The sequence below is a fragment of the Enterococcus raffinosus genome (genome assembly GCF_001886185.1).
Lineage (GTDB): Bacteria > Bacillota > Bacilli > Lactobacillales > Enterococcaceae > Enterococcus_A > Enterococcus_A raffinosus.
Window position 1 is genome coordinate 1 of record NZ_JXLA01000047.1, and the last position, 15,473, is coordinate 15,473.

The 15,473-nt window shown below is 37.1% G+C and carries 16 protein-coding genes; 5 read left to right on the forward strand and 11 right to left on the reverse strand.

The window, feature by feature from the left end:
- Window positions 1-30 precede the first annotated feature (30 nt).
- The 4 genes from budA to RV13_RS17995 all read right to left on the reverse strand — a co-directional run bounded on the left by budA (window position 31) and on the right by RV13_RS17995 (window position 4,104).
- Window positions 31-744, reverse strand: a complete 714-nt coding sequence (budA, locus tag RV13_RS17980) for an acetolactate decarboxylase (protein ID WP_010746152.1) — start codon at window positions 742-744, stop codon at window positions 31-33.
- A gap of 95 nt (window positions 745-839) precedes the next feature.
- Window positions 840-2,492: an acetolactate synthase AlsS gene (gene alsS / locus RV13_RS17985; RefSeq protein ID WP_010746151.1), complete on the reverse strand. Its 1,653-nt coding sequence runs from the start codon at window positions 2,490-2,492 to the stop codon at window positions 840-842.
- 141 nt (window positions 2,493-2,633) lie between these two features.
- Complete coding sequence (tsaA, locus tag RV13_RS17990; protein ID WP_010746150.1) at window positions 2,634-3,098, reverse strand: tRNA (N6-threonylcarbamoyladenosine(37)-N6)-methyltransferase TrmO; 465 nt, start codon at window positions 3,096-3,098, stop codon at window positions 2,634-2,636.
- Window positions 3,099-3,279: 181 nt separating this feature from the next.
- Entirely contained in the window at window positions 3,280-4,104 is an 825-nt protein-coding gene (locus RV13_RS17995; protein WP_231371777.1) for a MerR family transcriptional regulator, read from the reverse strand.
- Between the two features lie 106 nt (window positions 4,105-4,210).
- Here RV13_RS17995 and RV13_RS18000 point away from each other — a divergent pair, with 106 nt between their 5' ends.
- From RV13_RS18000 to RV13_RS18015, 4 genes are all read left to right on the forward strand, one after another.
- A complete protein-coding gene (locus RV13_RS18000; RefSeq protein WP_028021261.1) occupies window positions 4,211-5,074 on the forward strand; it encodes an SPL family radical SAM protein in 864 nt (287 codons plus the stop codon).
- Window positions 5,075-5,153: 79 nt separating this feature from the next.
- Window positions 5,154-5,426 carry a hypothetical protein gene (locus tag RV13_RS18005; RefSeq protein ID WP_010746147.1) on the forward strand — a complete coding sequence of 91 codons (273 nt, stop codon included), beginning with the start codon at window positions 5,154-5,156 and terminating at the stop codon, window positions 5,424-5,426.
- Window positions 5,427-5,449: 23 nt separating this feature from the next.
- Window positions 5,450-6,370 carry a LacI family DNA-binding transcriptional regulator gene (locus tag RV13_RS18010; protein ID WP_010746146.1) on the forward strand — a complete coding sequence of 307 codons (921 nt, stop codon included), beginning with the start codon at window positions 5,450-5,452 and terminating at the stop codon, window positions 6,368-6,370.
- Between the two features lie 404 nt (window positions 6,371-6,774).
- On the forward strand, window positions 6,775-7,080 hold the full coding sequence (locus RV13_RS18015) for a hypothetical protein (RefSeq protein ID WP_010746144.1): 306 nt from the start codon (window positions 6,775-6,777) through the stop codon (window positions 7,078-7,080).
- A 41-nt stretch (window positions 7,081-7,121) separates the two neighbouring features.
- Here the strand turns inward: RV13_RS18015 and abc-f are convergent, their stop codons facing one another.
- Complete coding sequence (gene abc-f, locus RV13_RS18020) at window positions 7,122-8,615, reverse strand: ribosomal protection-like ABC-F family protein (RefSeq protein WP_010746143.1); 1,494 nt, start codon at window positions 8,613-8,615, stop codon at window positions 7,122-7,124.
- Between the two features lie 751 nt (window positions 8,616-9,366).
- On the opposite strand from abc-f, the gene RV13_RS18025 reads away from it, so the two are divergent.
- On the forward strand, window positions 9,367-10,341 hold the full coding sequence (locus RV13_RS18025; protein WP_010746142.1) for a serine hydrolase domain-containing protein: 975 nt from the start codon (window positions 9,367-9,369) through the stop codon (window positions 10,339-10,341).
- 32 nt (window positions 10,342-10,373) lie between these two features.
- On the opposite strand, the gene RV13_RS18030 is transcribed toward RV13_RS18025, so the two are convergent.
- The 6 genes from RV13_RS18030 to RV13_RS18055 form a co-directional block, all read right to left on the reverse strand.
- Window positions 10,374-10,913, reverse strand: coding sequence for a DUF1697 domain-containing protein (locus RV13_RS18030; RefSeq protein WP_010746141.1), 540 nt, complete (start codon window positions 10,911-10,913; stop codon window positions 10,374-10,376).
- On the reverse strand, window positions 10,910-11,671 hold the full coding sequence (locus RV13_RS18035) for a GNAT family N-acetyltransferase (RefSeq protein ID WP_010746140.1): 762 nt from the start codon (window positions 11,669-11,671) through the stop codon (window positions 10,910-10,912). The genes RV13_RS18030 and RV13_RS18035 overlap by 4 nt, the downstream gene beginning before the upstream one ends.
- A 130-nt stretch (window positions 11,672-11,801) precedes the next feature.
- Window positions 11,802-12,992 carry an aminotransferase-like domain-containing protein gene (locus RV13_RS18040; protein ID WP_010746139.1) on the reverse strand — a complete coding sequence of 397 codons (1,191 nt, stop codon included), beginning with the start codon at window positions 12,990-12,992 and terminating at the stop codon, window positions 11,802-11,804.
- Between the two features lie 149 nt (window positions 12,993-13,141).
- On the reverse strand, window positions 13,142-14,050 hold the full coding sequence (locus tag RV13_RS18045) for a sensor histidine kinase (protein WP_010746138.1): 909 nt from the start codon (window positions 14,048-14,050) through the stop codon (window positions 13,142-13,144).
- Window positions 14,037-14,636: a response regulator transcription factor gene (locus tag RV13_RS18050; RefSeq protein ID WP_010746137.1), complete on the reverse strand. Its 600-nt coding sequence runs from the start codon at window positions 14,634-14,636 to the stop codon at window positions 14,037-14,039. The genes RV13_RS18045 and RV13_RS18050 overlap by 14 nt, the downstream gene beginning before the upstream one ends.
- 76 nt (window positions 14,637-14,712) lie before the next feature.
- Window positions 14,713-15,468 carry an ABC transporter ATP-binding protein gene (locus tag RV13_RS18055; RefSeq protein WP_028021259.1) on the reverse strand — a complete coding sequence of 252 codons (756 nt, stop codon included), beginning with the start codon at window positions 15,466-15,468 and terminating at the stop codon, window positions 14,713-14,715.
- Between the last annotated feature and the right edge of the window lie 5 nt (window positions 15,469-15,473).

Genomic DNA, 15,473 nt, shown 5'->3' on the forward strand with positions numbered 1-15,473 from the left:
CTATCAGTCCTATTTGACAAAGAGCCATTTTTATTCGGCTTCTTCAATATCTTTCGTAATCTCGTCTAATTTAATTTCATTTTTTAAATAGGCTGCATTTTCTGTTGGAAAATGTTGACGAAATTCTGCTAACTCCATCAGGTTGACCGAACCTTCACTTAATTGGAAATCTAATACATGACCGCCGAATTTACGATCATCACTAATAAAATGAAGATGAAAGCCTGCTGCGGCTGCTCCATGGAATAATCCGGGTGTAAAAAATCCTACAATTGTACCGGTTATATCTTCTGCTTCAAACTCTGGCTGGTTTCGAGCAATTTCTACAAAACGTGGATACGGTTTTTCTTGTTTTGGTGCAACACGCACATGCATGTTTTTAAACAAGCCTTCTATTTTGACCGCTGCAAATAAATTGTGACTAATTTGGTCTAATATCCAATTTTTAACAGTATCGTCAGTAACATTAGATAAGAAGTAATTTACATCCGATTCAAAATTCGTTACTGCAGCATATGGCGTCAACTCTTCACCAGATAATTGGTTGATTTTTCCCGTTTCATCAGCATGATAAATAATACCATCTAGAAAGATAACCTCTCCGTTTGATCCCTCTAACGTTCCTAGACCAAAATTTCCGTAATTTGATAATGTACCAATTTTTTCTGTACCCTCCATCAAATCTTGCATTAACCCACCCAATGTTCCATGTTGGTAGATATAACTTTTTGTTTTCACTATCATAATAATCCCTTCCTATTACTCTCACAACTATTAGTCAGCTTATCGTTCACAGTTAATTGAGATAACGATGCCGTTTGGTTTATATAATTCGTATCTTAATAAAATTGATCCGGTAAAATTGTCTTCCCTAATTCTTTGTTGTCTGTATAATCAATAGGGATATCAATAACCACAGGTCCATCTGTTGCTAAACCTTCTTGGATCGCTGCTTCCAACTCCGTATTTGATGTTGCACGCAGACCCTTTGCTCCAAAAGCTTCCGCATATTTTACAAAATCAACAGGTCCGAAATGAACGCCTGAAGAACGATCATATTTCATTTCTTCTTGAAATTCCACCATGTTGTAGCTGCCATCATTCCAAATCAAATGAATAATTTTTTGTTTCAAACGAACGGCTGTCTCTAATTCTTGTGCCGAAAACAAGAAACCCCCATCTCCAGAAATTGAAAAAATTTGTGTATTAGGTCGAACCAGTGCAGAAGATATCGCCCATGGCAGAGCAACACCTAACGTCTGCATCCCATTACTAAATAGTAGGTGACGCGGTTCGTAGCTGCGAAAATGGCGTGCCATCCAAATATAATGACTACCCACATCCACAGTCACAGTCATATCATCTGTTACATTCTTTTGTAAGGTCTCAATCACTTCTAGTGGATGTACTCGACCTTCAACAGTTTTAATTTTGCTATTGCCATTGGTTAATTTTTCTTGCAGCGTAGATAAATAATGTTCAGCATCAGCAGACAACTGATACGATTCAATTGTTTCGCTTAGTTTTTCAATTGTTTTTGCGATGCTACCAATTAGCTCTGCTTCTGGTTGCATGTATTGATCAATCTCCATAGGCACTTCATCGATGACCACAATACGCGCATCCTTTTCTGCATTCCAGTTTCTTGCTTCATACTCAATTGGATCGTAACCAATCGCTAAAACAAGATCACTGCGCTTCAGCAACATATCTCCCGGTTGATTACGGAATAATCCCACGCGACCAAAGAAACGGTTCTCTAATTCCCTAGAAATAATCCCGGCACCTTGGAAAGTCTCAACCACAGGCAAACCTGTTTTTTCTACTAATTTTCGGATAGCCGCTGTTTCTTTTTTACCAGAAGCACGCATTCCGACGAGTAGTGTCGGTAGTTTCGCATCACTGATACGTTTTACTAAATCAACAATATCTTCATCAGAAGCTGATCCCAATATCGGCGCTGATAGCGGATTAATCGCATCTCCGTTAACCTCTCCATCCGTGACATCTTGAGGGATGGATAAGAAGCTTGCACCTTTTTTGGCAGTCTTGGCAATGCGATAAGCATTTGCGATGTTTTCAGATAATGTTTCTGGATCCTGTATTTCTGAACTATATTTTGTAATTGGCGCGAACAGCGCGGCGTTATCCATGCTTTGATGAGTTAACTTAGAAAGGTCTGAGCGTTTTACTTGTCCAGCTAAAGCTAATACTGGATCCCCTTCCGCTGTTGCTGTAACTAAACCGGTCGCTAGATTACTTGCGCCGGGGCCGCTTGTAGCAATCACTACTCCTGGTTCTCCAGTTAATCGTCCAATAGCTTGAGCCATGAAAGCAGCGTTTTGTTCGTGACGTGCCAAAATTAATTTTGGTCCGTGATCCTCTAATGTATCAAACACACCATCAATCTTGGCACCAGGGATCCCAAAGATAAACGGTACGTTATGATTTTCTAAACTTTTAACAATGATTTCTGATCCTTTACTACTCACTGTATTACATCTCCTTAAAATCTGTATCACTTACATTTGACAATATAGCACCATTTAATTTATTTATCAACGATGAAACACTCTCGCTAATTGTTTTATCAAAATTCAAAAAAAGAAGCCTCATTTCTGAGACTTCTTCCTTTAATCTGTAAAATTGAATTCTGCTTCCCAATCAAAATCTCCTGAGCTTTCAAAACTTTGCGGCCAATGCTTACACCACTCTGGACCTGTGAAGGTCTCTAAAATATCTGAACTTGCTGTATAGGGCTTAATATCCAGAATAGGACTGTCATCCTCTGCATCAAGGTATTCCAAATATATTTTATTTCCCTGAATATTCATAATTTTTGCGGCAGATAATGCGATTGGATTGGGTCTTACGGGGCCTCGCGTCGCAAATGTTCCCAGTTCGTCTGGCCCATTTGTATAAGGTTTGCTTACAGTTACTCCTCTAAGTTCCGGAATATCTAAATGGTGAAACCAGTACAAAACATAAAGATGACTGAAATCATCTAATCCTATAAGACCCTCTTGATATTCAGGTAACACTTCTAGATAGACTCCTGTATCCATCTGTTTTACTTTTCCAATTTCTCTAATTTCCATAATATCTCCCCACTCGGATTAGTAGGCCTCTTTATTTAGAACAATAAAAAATGATAACGAACAGTTTAGTAATAAGTAAGAATTATCTATTATTTTTTATTCTATCTAAATAGCCATTAATCAAACCTACATCTCCTAATTTTTTGAGTCGCGACCTCTAATTAGAAGATAAATCCTAACGTTACGTGAGAGTCAAGGGGATCAATGGAATTTGTAGTTCGGTTAGATATTCTTCTGGATTATCAGTATGTTCTGGCCCAATATGACAAATTTGTCGAGTTGTTTTTATCATTTCAAATTCTGGATGTTTGTCTAGCCATTCGGCAAAGGATCGATAAGCTTCTGGAAGTTGATGGTAATTTCCCTTAACGAACATAATAGCAGCTTGATTATATTCAGAAAGCTCTCTTACTTCCAATGGATTGCATCCCTCTTCATCAGAAATAATAGCCACCTCAATGTCTACATCCTCTTCTAGATATTCCTCATCGTGAAAAATAGTTAAACTTTTTTCAGGCTCAGAAGGAACAAAAATTTCCTGTTTTTTTAGCAAGTCCATGAATTCCTCCCATAGCAAACCCTCATGATAAAAACTTTTGATTTTTTTTCGAAGACTAATGACTCTGGTAGCAGGAAGTTTTTTTATTGTTACTTGATATTTTTCCTTCTGCTCCATTCGCTGGATCATTTGATGGATTTGTTGTTGGCGAAATCGATCTCGCTGAATTTCTTTTTCAATCTCACGATCTTTTTTTAATAATGCTGCAGTAAAAATCTTTTTATCTTCTTGGATTAAACTTTTAATTTCTTTTAAAGAAAACTTTAAGTCCTTCAGTAAAACAATTTGTGCCAAAATTTCTAATTGCTTTACTGAATAATAACGATAACCAGATTCTTCATCAATTAGTTGTGGGTGAAGCAGATCGATTTCATCGTAATGACGCAATGTTCGAATTGATACTTGTCCAAGTTGAGAGAATTCCCCAATTTTCAGCAATAAAAACACCTCCATCTAATATTATACTGATACTTTTGATTGTTTACAGTAGATTTTTATGGGATAATATAAGCGAACGTTCGTTCTTTTTAGTGTTTTAAGAAAGTGGTGTCCCATGCATTATAAAGAGTACAAAACAATTCTATCTGCAAAAAATGGTTTGAACCTTTTTCGAGGATGCACTCACGGCTGCATCTACTGTGATAGTCGCAGTGACTGTTATCAAATCAACCATATCTTCGAGGATATTGAAGTGAAGTCCAATGCCCTAGAAATCTTTGAACAAGAATTACAGCGACGTCGTAAACCTTGTATGATTGGTACTGGCGCTATGACTGACCCCTATATCCAAATAGAGTCGCGTCTGCAACTAACACAAGGAGCATTGAAGTTGATTGATAAGTATGAGTTTGGTGTCGCAATTCAAACGAAGTCTTCACGGATTCTTCGTGATTTAGACCTACTAGCATCCATCAATCAGAAGACAAAAGCCGTTGTGGAAATGACTTTGACCACCTATGATGAGAACTTGTGTAAAATTATCGAACCTCACGTTTCAACTACTAAAGAACGCTTTGAAGCATTATTAAAGTTTAAGGAGGTTGGAGTTCCAACTGTTGTTTGGTTATCACCGATCCTTCCTTTCATAAATGACACAGAAGAGAATTTACGTGGGATCTTAGATTATTGTATTCAAGCTGGTGTAAAGGGAATCCTTTGTTTCGGTTTTGGTGTAACTATGCGTGCCGGAAACCGTGAATATTTTTATCAGCAATTGGATAAGCATTTCCCAGGAATGAGACAAAAATATACATATGCTTTTGGTGATAATTACGTCTGCAATAGTCCCAATAATGAGCTATTAATGAAAATTTTTAGCGAAACTTGTCAAGAATATGGTATCCTTTGGAGAAGTAATGAAGTGTTTGATTATTTACATTCGTTTGAAGATAAACGCCAGCAGCTCTCCTTGTTCTAAAAAAAGGAATAAAATGCTTGCTATGAAACTCGTTTCATAAATTATACTTCCTTTGTAAAGAAAAAAGGAGGAATTTTTTATGAATACGTATGTGAAAGTTCAACACGAGAATACTCAAGAGCATTTTCAAGTTTCCCTGCATTTTTCTGAAGATCATTTGAGGCTTGTTCAAAGTCGTGGGTTTAAACGACCAAATATACAAAACCTTAAATTGCGTGAAATCAAACATTTATTTATTAATGAGTTTTTAGGTTGTCCCATCGTTAGTTTCTTTTATGAAGATCGACGGTACACTTTTTATCAATTTGGACCAGCAGTTATCGAATATCTGAAGGAGCATTTAGCTGCTTAGTTTTATTTTAAAGAGGAGATTCCATGGCAAATATCCGTGACATCGCAAAAATCACCGGCTACTCAGTCTCCACAATTTCAAGAGTTATTAATAATCATCCATATGTTGATGACGAAAAGCGAGCAAAAGTTCTGCAAGTCATGTCTGACTTAAATTACGTTCCTAATCGTTCTGCGCAAAATCTTAGTTATGGACGAACCAAAAATATTGGTGTGATTTTACCATTTATCAATCATGATTATTATGATCAGATGCTCAGTGGTATCATGCAGGCGGCTTTTGACCACGGGTATCAAATTAGTTTATTACCCACGAACTATGATCAAGAATTGGAAAAGCGCTATTTAGCTGAATTTTCAAAGCGAGCATTTGATGGACTAATCGTCACAACAAAGGCGAACTCGATCAAATTCTTTCTTGATTACTTACAATACGGACCAATTATTTTTTGCGAGGAAATTCCTAATGCTGATGTAAGCTGTGTGTATATCAACTTAAAAAAATCGATTAAAGAAGCATTTGGCTATATGAAAGAAAAAGGAATCAAAAATCCTGGTATGACACTGGGACGAAGTAAAAATATTAGTCACAACTCAGAATTTTCTATTCAAAAAGCAAAAGAGGTCTATCCTGATTTTGATGAGGCGAATATTTTTTGGGATTGTATTGTCGCTACAGATGGTGTCCAAGCAGCTAGTTTCTTCAAAAAACAAAAAGTCGATGGCATTTTAACTTTTGGGGATAGCATCGCTGCCACAATTTTACAACAATACAAAAGTGAAAAACCGTTAGTGATTGGACGAGAAAATCTTTTGATTAGTGAAGTGATGGGTTTTGCAACCATCGATCATCACTTAGCAGAATGCGGTAAGAGGGCATTTGAGGCTTTCTACCATAACAAACATGAAAAGATTTGTATCCCTCACCATTTTATAAAAAGATAAAAACGACAACCAGCTGACTATGTTGGTTGTTTTTTTATTCGATCTAACTTCATCATATATTTTTCCCAATAATTTGATGATTGCTAAATTTCCTGAATGGAAAGTTGACTTTACATACGTGTAAAATGAACTTATACTTATCATAAGGGTAAGGAAAGGAAACTTTCCATGTTTTGCTCATTGAACTACAATCTATTCATTGTCTCCTGTTTATTCTACTCTTGGTATAGGTATCTTTCCATTTTGCTAAAGGAGGAGGAATCATGAAAAAAACAATGCTTTACACAGGGATTCTATACATGTTATTTGGATTCGTATGTTTAACGATTGCTTTAACGACAACTTTTAAATTAGAATCTTTATTATGAGGTTTTGCAGGTGCAGGAATTTGTCCGGGGGCAATTATGATTGGTAAGTACTTTTATTGCTCAAGCTCTAAACATCAAGCAGAATATGAGAGGCGTCTGAAGAAAGAAGCTATCGATCTGACTGACGAACGGAAAATTATGTTGAGAGACAGAAGCGGACGTATAGCTTATACAGCTATGTTACTGTTACAACTTGTTCTAGTATTTCTATTTTCTATTCTTAGTATCTTAGATTACTTTTCTCCATTTTCTAAGTACGCTTGTATTGGGTTGGGGCTCTTACTAATCATCCAGTATCTTTTTGGGATTGTCGCTTACAATCGTTTAAGTAAAACTTTATAGTTAAAGGACCAATTGAATTTTCCACTCAATTGGTCCTTTTATTACAGTATCACCATTTTGTCATTAACCTTTTTCACAAAATATTCGTCATGTTCAATCAGAATCATCGTGGGCTTTGCGCGAAGCAATAAATCTAATATTTGCTTTTGATTGAAGACATCGAGATAATTTAAAGGTTCATCCCAAACATAGAGATTGGCCGCTTGCGACAACGATTTTGCTAATTCAACTTTTTTACGTTGCCCCATACTCATATCTTGGATTTTATTATTGAATACTCGTCGCTCCATGCCAAGTTTTCTTAGATTGTTTAAAAATTGTGAGTACTCCAAATTTTCTTTTTCCGCAAACTCTGCTAGTGTCCCTTCATTGCTTTCATAATTTTGTCTTATTCGACTAATCTTTAAGCCATTTGTTCGGTGGATCACACCACCAATTTCGCCTGAAAACTCTCCCAGAAGTGCTTGAATTAACGACGTTTTTCCGCTTCCATTTTTCCCTATGATCGCTAAACATTCTCCTCGTAATAGTTCAAAACTTATTGGTTTAAATAATGGTTTGTCAGAATATCTCAATACTAAATTTTCTACATTGAATATTCGTCGATGATAATTTTCTTCGTATGAAATTTTTAAGGAATCAATAGACTCGATATTTTTTAGTAACTTTTCTTTCTCACTGATTTTCCCTTCCACTCGTTGAACAATTGCTTTTGACCGCTTCATCATACGAGCTGCATCAGCACCAATCGCGCCTGGACTAACTCTTCGATATTCAGTATCGATAAATCCCTTAGGTTTATTTGTTTTATCTTTCTCTCTTGTAAAGGACCACTCAGCTTTTTCCTTAGCTGTCTTATGCAATCGATTTATTTCTTTTTTTAGTTTGATATTCTGAATTTGCTCATAGGCATCGCGCTGTGCTTTTTGCTCTTCATAGGTCGAAAAATTTCCTTGATAAAGAATCAATTGATTTTTTTCGATCGCTAAAATATGATCGACTGTTTGATCTAAAAATGTTCGATCATGACTGACTACGATGTATCCTTGCTGCTTCTTTTTAAGGTACTTCGCAACCTGCTCTCTTCCTTTTATATCTAAATGGTTCGTTGGTTCATCAATCAAAGAAAAAGAATGTTCATCAACAAATAAGAGTGCCAGAAGAACTTTTGTTTGCTCGCCACCAGACAATGTGAAAAATGGACGCCAAAGCACATTCAAGTCACAATCCAACATTGTTAACTCCCGCTCTATTTTCCAAAGCTCTAACTCTTCCTCTGATATAGCAAAATATGTCATCTGTGTAGGATCTTCAATTTTTTTAGGAAAAAAGATCATCTGTAACTGATGCGTAATTTTTCCTTGATAAGGAAGTTCTCCTCTTAATAGCTGTAATAACGTTGTTTTCCCACGCCCGTTTCTCCCCACTAAACCAAGCTTCCAATCAGCAGAAATAGTCAATGTAGTATCATCAAAAAGCAATGATCCAAGTTGATCATAACCAAACGTTAAATGATCGATTTTTATGTTTGTCATAATAAACACCTCATATTAGCTTCAATGAAGCTCACCGCTAGCTCAGGGTAAATGAACGCGTTCTATCTTCGTACGCATCCGATTCTGCTAGACTGTGCCCTTCAATATTTCGCAAAAGCTACCTGCATGATAACGCCTTTCCAATAAACTGCGAAAAGCAGAACACGCAAAAAGACCCAGTTATTTCCGAAAAACTGGGTCACAGAGCTATTTTAGACAATCAGGCCTACAACAAATAAGCCTTTTTTTGCATAAAAAAGAACCCCGATGAACATTCACCAATTTTTCGAAAATCTGCACACTGCTCCCTTAGTCTCCAGAGGTACAGTCTAAATGCAGCTTCCTACTTCATTGATGAATAAAACATACGGGATCCCTCACTTTCCTTCTTCTAACTTTACAATATCACGAAAACGTTTTAGCGTCAAAATCTCCTCATCCTCAATTCAGTTATTCAGGAGTAAATAATTAATCATCTATTTCATTTTTTTATCGGCAACCATATTTCTAAACAAACTTGATCTTCTAAGGATACGTAAGTTTCCAGCTCCGTTTTTGAGTAAAATAATTATAATCAAATTAAAAAAAATAATTTAGAATATAGAAAACTAAGTATAAAAATTCCATACATGCCCTTCAAGTTGGCTTGAGATGAAATTATAAAGTAATTTTTTTAAAAATAACGCTTGATTATGATTTTTAATCCCCTTACTCTAAGTATAGAAGGCGCCTTCGGAAATGGAGGAACACGATGAATGATAAAGAATTTAAGCTGCTTCAACAGAAAATAGAGACAACTCACGAAAACATTACAGGGATTATTGTGCAAAAAAATAATCAAAGGATTTATGAACAGTATTTTAACGGCTGTGATGAAGCCAGTAAGATCCATGTGTATTCAATCGCAAAAAGTGTTTTATCATTATTATTGGGAATCGCTCACGATGATGGCTCTATCGATCATTTAAATCGTCCGATAATGGATTATTTCCCTGAATATCAACCGAAAAATCCAGCGCTCAAAAATATTACACTAAAGAATTTACTGACGATGACCACGCCTTACAAATATAAGTCTGGGCCGCTGACTTATATCAGATATTTTATGAGTAAAGATTGGGTGAAATTCACGTTAAAAAAATTAGGCGGACACCAACCAATTGGGGAGTTTAACTACACACCGCTGATTGGACCTGATCTGCTGTCTGCGATTCTTGCTCGTTCAACGAATCAAAGTACTTTAGAATTTGCTCGCAAAAAGCTGTTCGAACCATTAGAGATTGCTATCGAGAAAGCCATCCATTTTAAATCCGCTAAAGATCAAATGGCCTTTAATCAATCGACCACTTTAAATGGATGGGTCGCAGATGATACCGGGTTGAATGCAGGTGGCTGGGGATTAACCTTTTCAACGCGAGATATGATAAAGATTGGAGAATTAATCTTAAACAACGGTATTTGGAACGAGCAGCAGATTGTTCCAAAAAGCTGGTTAGAAGCTATGCAGAAAAAGCACAGTCATTGGGAGCAAGAAGATCTTGATTATGGCTATTTATGGTGGATTGTTGATCCCTCTAAACCGATTATTGCGGCGATGGGAGATGGTGGCAATATTATCTACATCGATCACGAACAAAAACTTGTTGTAGCGATCACCGCTTTTTTCAAAGAAAACGTTTATGATCGAATCGATTTTATCCAGCAAGAAATTTTACCGCTTATCTAAAAAAACAAGCAGTTTAGCGGCTGCTTGTTTTTTTATTGACTCATTAATAATAGCTTATTAATCGTATTCGCATTACGGATTGTCACCTGTTTATTGACCGAGGAACTGGCGATTTTTGACCAGCGCGCCTTATTGAATGTTTGACGAGGTGCCGACCAAAAAATCACCTCTCCGTGATGTGCAATTTTTTCGTAATCAGGATTTATTTCACCAACTGCTGAGAAAACTTCTGATACCGTCATGGGAGCAATCATAAAAATAGCATAATGGACCGTTTCCTTCTCCTGATTCCACCAATCTGGTGCATGCCTTATGGTATCAGCTAGTTCTTCAACAGCCATAACAGTTACTGGAATGGTTAAATCAAATTGATCGGTAATTACTGCTTCACATTGTCGGATCAATTTTTCTCTATCTTCACTTTCACTAGAAAACAGCACATTCCCGCTATTAATATACGTTGCAACTTCTGAAAGTCCAATTGCCTCAAAGGCTTTTTTCAATAAAGGCATCGCGATTTTATTTTTACCGCTAACATTGACTCCCCGTAAAAAGGCAATATACTTTTTCAATTTCTTTCCTCACACCCAGCTAAAAGTTTTTTCAACACATTTTTGTTCAACATGTGAATCGTCAAAAATTTTCCTCGGTAATAAACGGCCCAATTATTGAATATTCCCGGAAGATTCTTCGCTTTTTCAAGGCTGTCTACTGGGATTAGAGTCAACGGAATAGCTTCCTCTTCACAATACGCCTGCACCTCTTTTAACCCATTAGGAATGAAGGGACATTGCTGGCCGTAAAAAATCGTCAATGTTTGATTATCGATCGTCTGTTGCCTAGCCGTTTCGGAAAAGGCAGGCACCGTTCCGTCAAAAGATAATGCCAAAAGTTCATATCCACCTTCAATTTGGTCAACTACTTTAAAGCCCTGCTTTTCAACAAATTTTTTATCTGTCAAAAATGGCGTCTTTTTTTGGGAACTGATCACACAAACACCGGATTTATTTTGTCGCTTAGCATCGTCAATGCAAGACTGCAGCAGGTTTTTCCCGTGACCTTGTCTTTTAAAACTGCCAGAAACCCATAGACAATAAATATACAAATAGTTTTCTCCGACTACCGGTACCCAAGCGGTTTCCAGAGGTGCATATTCAATGAATACTTTCCCATTAGCATCCAATTTGCGGAACACATGTCCTTCCGACAAACGCTCACTGAGCCAGGCTCTTTTTGTATCGACACCTGCTTGATGCTTTTTGCCTGAGATTGCACAGCATAAGTGTTCGTTTGCAATATTTTCTTCAGTAAGTGTCACATAATCACCCATTAAATCCCTCCTTCATTTTACTATTTTAAGTATAGCATTAAGTTGACTTTCACCAATTTAATTTTTTATCACCAGCAAAAGAGAGAGTCCTCCAACTAAGGTACTCTCTCTGACTGATTCGATTATATCCTTATTCATTTTTTAGTTCTTCCATGATTAATTCTCCTAAAATTTTAAATCCTGCATTAATTTTTTCTTCATCCATACACGAGAAATTCAGGCGCATCGTATTGTATTTAGGCTGTTCTGCATAGAACGATTCCCCGCTTACAAACGCCACATGACGTTTCAAACTTTTTTGTAATAGGTCTGTCGCGTTGATTTTTTCTGGTAATTCCACCCATATGAATAAGCCGCCCTCAGGCTGTGTATATTGAATAGTTTTGGGAAAGTAGTTTTCAATTGCTGAAATTGCCGCATCCCTTCGTATTCTATACGTGTGAATCAAGTGAGCGATGTGTGCATCCAAATCATTCGTTCGAACAAACTCTGCGATCTGCATTTGAGTTAACGTATTGCATTGCAAATCCGTGTTTTGCTTAATTAAAACTAATTTCTCAATTACTTTGGCCTCTGCACAGATCCACACAATCCGAAGACCCGGACATAAAACTTTAGAAAAACTGCCGGTTCTGATGACATTAGCATTCTCTGAAATGCTGAACATTGGGAGGGTAAACTCACCGGAATAACGTAATTCTTCATAGGGAGCATCTTCAATAACAGCTATATCATAGCGATCAGCTACTGCTAGAATTTGCTTTTTCCGTTCAAAGGACCAGGTTTTCCCTGACGGATTCTGAAAAGTCGGAATCACATAGATCAATTTCACATTGGCTGTAGTAGCAAGAATTCGTTCCAAGTCGCTTACGATCATCCCATCCTGATCTGTCTGGACCTCTATCATCCGTCCTTCAAAAGTTTTAAAAACATTCAACGCTGCTAAATAGGTGGGACTTTCGCATAAGACAACATCATCCTTATTGATCAATAATTTGCCCACTAAATCCAATGCTTGTTGAGAGCCATGGGTGATCAAAATATTATCGGCAGTTAATTCAGTTCCGATTCGTTTATTTTCACGTTTTGCTACCCATTCTCTAAGCGGTAGAAAGCCTTCAGTCGTAGAGTATTGCAAGGCTTTTTCCCCATTGTTTTTCAAGACACTTGCCCCGGCCGCGGCCATTTCCTTAATTGGAAAAAGTTCAGCCGCTGGCAGTCCGCCAGCAAACGAGAGTACTTCTGGCCGATCAGCGACTTTCAATAATTCACGAATTTCTGAAGCAGTAAGATTTTTCATTCGATTGGCATACTCCAACATTCATCATCCTTTAATTTTTTTATCATTCTATACTAATCTTTTCTGACTCAGTAGTCAATCATACTAATACTGCTTTTTCTGGCTACTCAAATTGTTCGAATTAAAATGATAATATTTCATCAGATCTACGAAAAACTCGATTTAGTGTTTTACATGGTAATGACAAATTTCTTCGTATAGCATTCATCATCAAGCAATTTGATCGTAAAACCATGTTTCTCAACAATCGTTTTAACGATTGCCAACCCAAGGCCGCTGCCTTGAAAAGTTCGTTCCGCTTCATTTTCACTAACGAAAGGCTGAAAAAGTTTCTCTCGTTCTTTTTGCGGAATCTTCGTTCCATTATCTGCAAACGTGATTTCGATCTGATCATTTTTTTCTTTGAATGAAATTGCTAATGTGCTTTCTGGAGGATTATGTTTACACGCATTGATCAGTAAATTATTAAAAACTCGCCGCATTTCAATTTTATCAATACTCTTCATGACAGGTTCTTCAGGCAGGTCTAAAAGTAATTCAAGATGCTGCTGTTCAATTAAATCATAATTTTCCGCTAACGCCTCTTTTAATAAGTAGTTCACTGAAGACACTTGCCTATTCAAGCTAAATTCCGCTGAATTCAATTTTGTGTACTGAAACATTAAGTCTAATAGCTCATTAGCCGTCACTGCTTTTTGATAAATAATACCGGAAACATCGTTGATTTCTTTTGAAGCAACGATTTCTTCATTCAACGCCTTCGAAAATCCGGTAATACTAGTCAATGGCGTCTTTAAATCATGTGCAATATTAACAAACAGCGTGCTCTGCTCTTTAGCAAGCTTTTGACTTTCCTCTTCTATTTTCTTATTCAGGCTGCGATAAAATAAGAATGAGAAAGCTATGACTGCAAGAATTTGAAAGGTTCCGCTAAGAATGCTAAGAGGAATCTGATAGCTTTTACCAAAAACTAATTCTTCCAGCTGATTGAAAAATTCCTCAATCAATCCTCCAGCAACGGATAAGCCAAGAAAATAGACGATAAAGGAACGTAAGATGGCATTTCTAAGCTTCTTCATGGGAAACCTCCAAACGATACCCCAACCCTCTGATTGTCTTGATTCGCTCAGCTCCAATTTTTTCTCGCAACTTGCTCATCATGACTCGTACATTATTTTCTCCTGCTAAAGGATCTTGCCAGCCATATTCATAGATTTGTTCCTTCGTAAATACACGTCCAGGCTGCTCCATTAATAATTTCAATACCCTAAATTCGACTGCGGTCAGCTCAATCGACTTACCAGCCAAAGAGGCTACACAAGCATTCGTATCCAGTTCAAGGTTGCCAACTAATAATCGTGCACGAGGGGCTTCTCCTGAGGCTCCTAAAGCATGATATCTTCTCAGCAACGCATTTACTCGTGCTGAAATAACTAGGATGGGCAAATTGCTCGTTTTTCTAACTGTGCGGATCAATTCAAATCCATCAATTTCCGGCATCATAATATCAACAATCAATAAATCGATCTTCTTTTCCGCTAAAATCGCTAACGCCTCACGACCATTGGTGGCTTCATAGTGATTAATATCTTCACTTTTTAAATACATTTTTAGCAGCTTGATGATTTCCTTTTCATCATCTACATGTAAAATATTATAGACCATCTGCACACCTCTTTTTTATCGTTCGCTATCTAGTAATAATTCTATCATATTGATTGATGGAACATTCTCTTTGTTGCTACAGTTCGACAGCTAATACTTTCTCATTGATTTTTTCCATTCGCGCTTCGATACTGTGACCATTGTAACCTCCTAAATATAAAGTATCGGTAATTTGTCCATCTTCCATAAAGAAAACCTGTTCACTTTGAGCAGCTACCTTCATATCATGGGTAACGATGACGATGGTGGTCCCTTCTTCATTGATTTTCAATAAGATATTCATGATTTCTTGTGCTGCCTTAGAATTCAGAGCACCTGTTGGTTCATCTCCAAAAATTATACTGGGGTGGCTCATCAAGGCTCGGCAAATTCCGGCCCTTTGCAGCTGCCCACCAGATACTTGCGTAATTTTGCGCTCTCGCAGCTCTTGGATATCAACTTTTTTCATTAAACTGTTCGCGCGCTGCTCCTGTTGCGCAGTCTGTTTTTTTCCCTTTAGACTCGGTAAGATTATATTATCGATCAAAGAAAGATTCTTCAGTAATGTCGGTTGTTGGAAGACAAAACCCAGCTCTTCCCTCCGCATGGCAGCCAATTGTTTTTCCGTCATTTGATCAATTGGTCGACCATTCACACTTATTTTTCCCGAATCAACTTTATCCATCCCACTAATTGCATAGAGCAATGTGGATTTTCCCGAACCTGAAGGCCCCATGATTGCAACGAATTGACCTGATTGAACTTGAATATTTACGTGATTCAAAACAGTATTTTTTTCTTCTCCTTCTCCAAAGCTTTTGATAATATCTATTCCATTTATGATTGTCTGCATCTTCT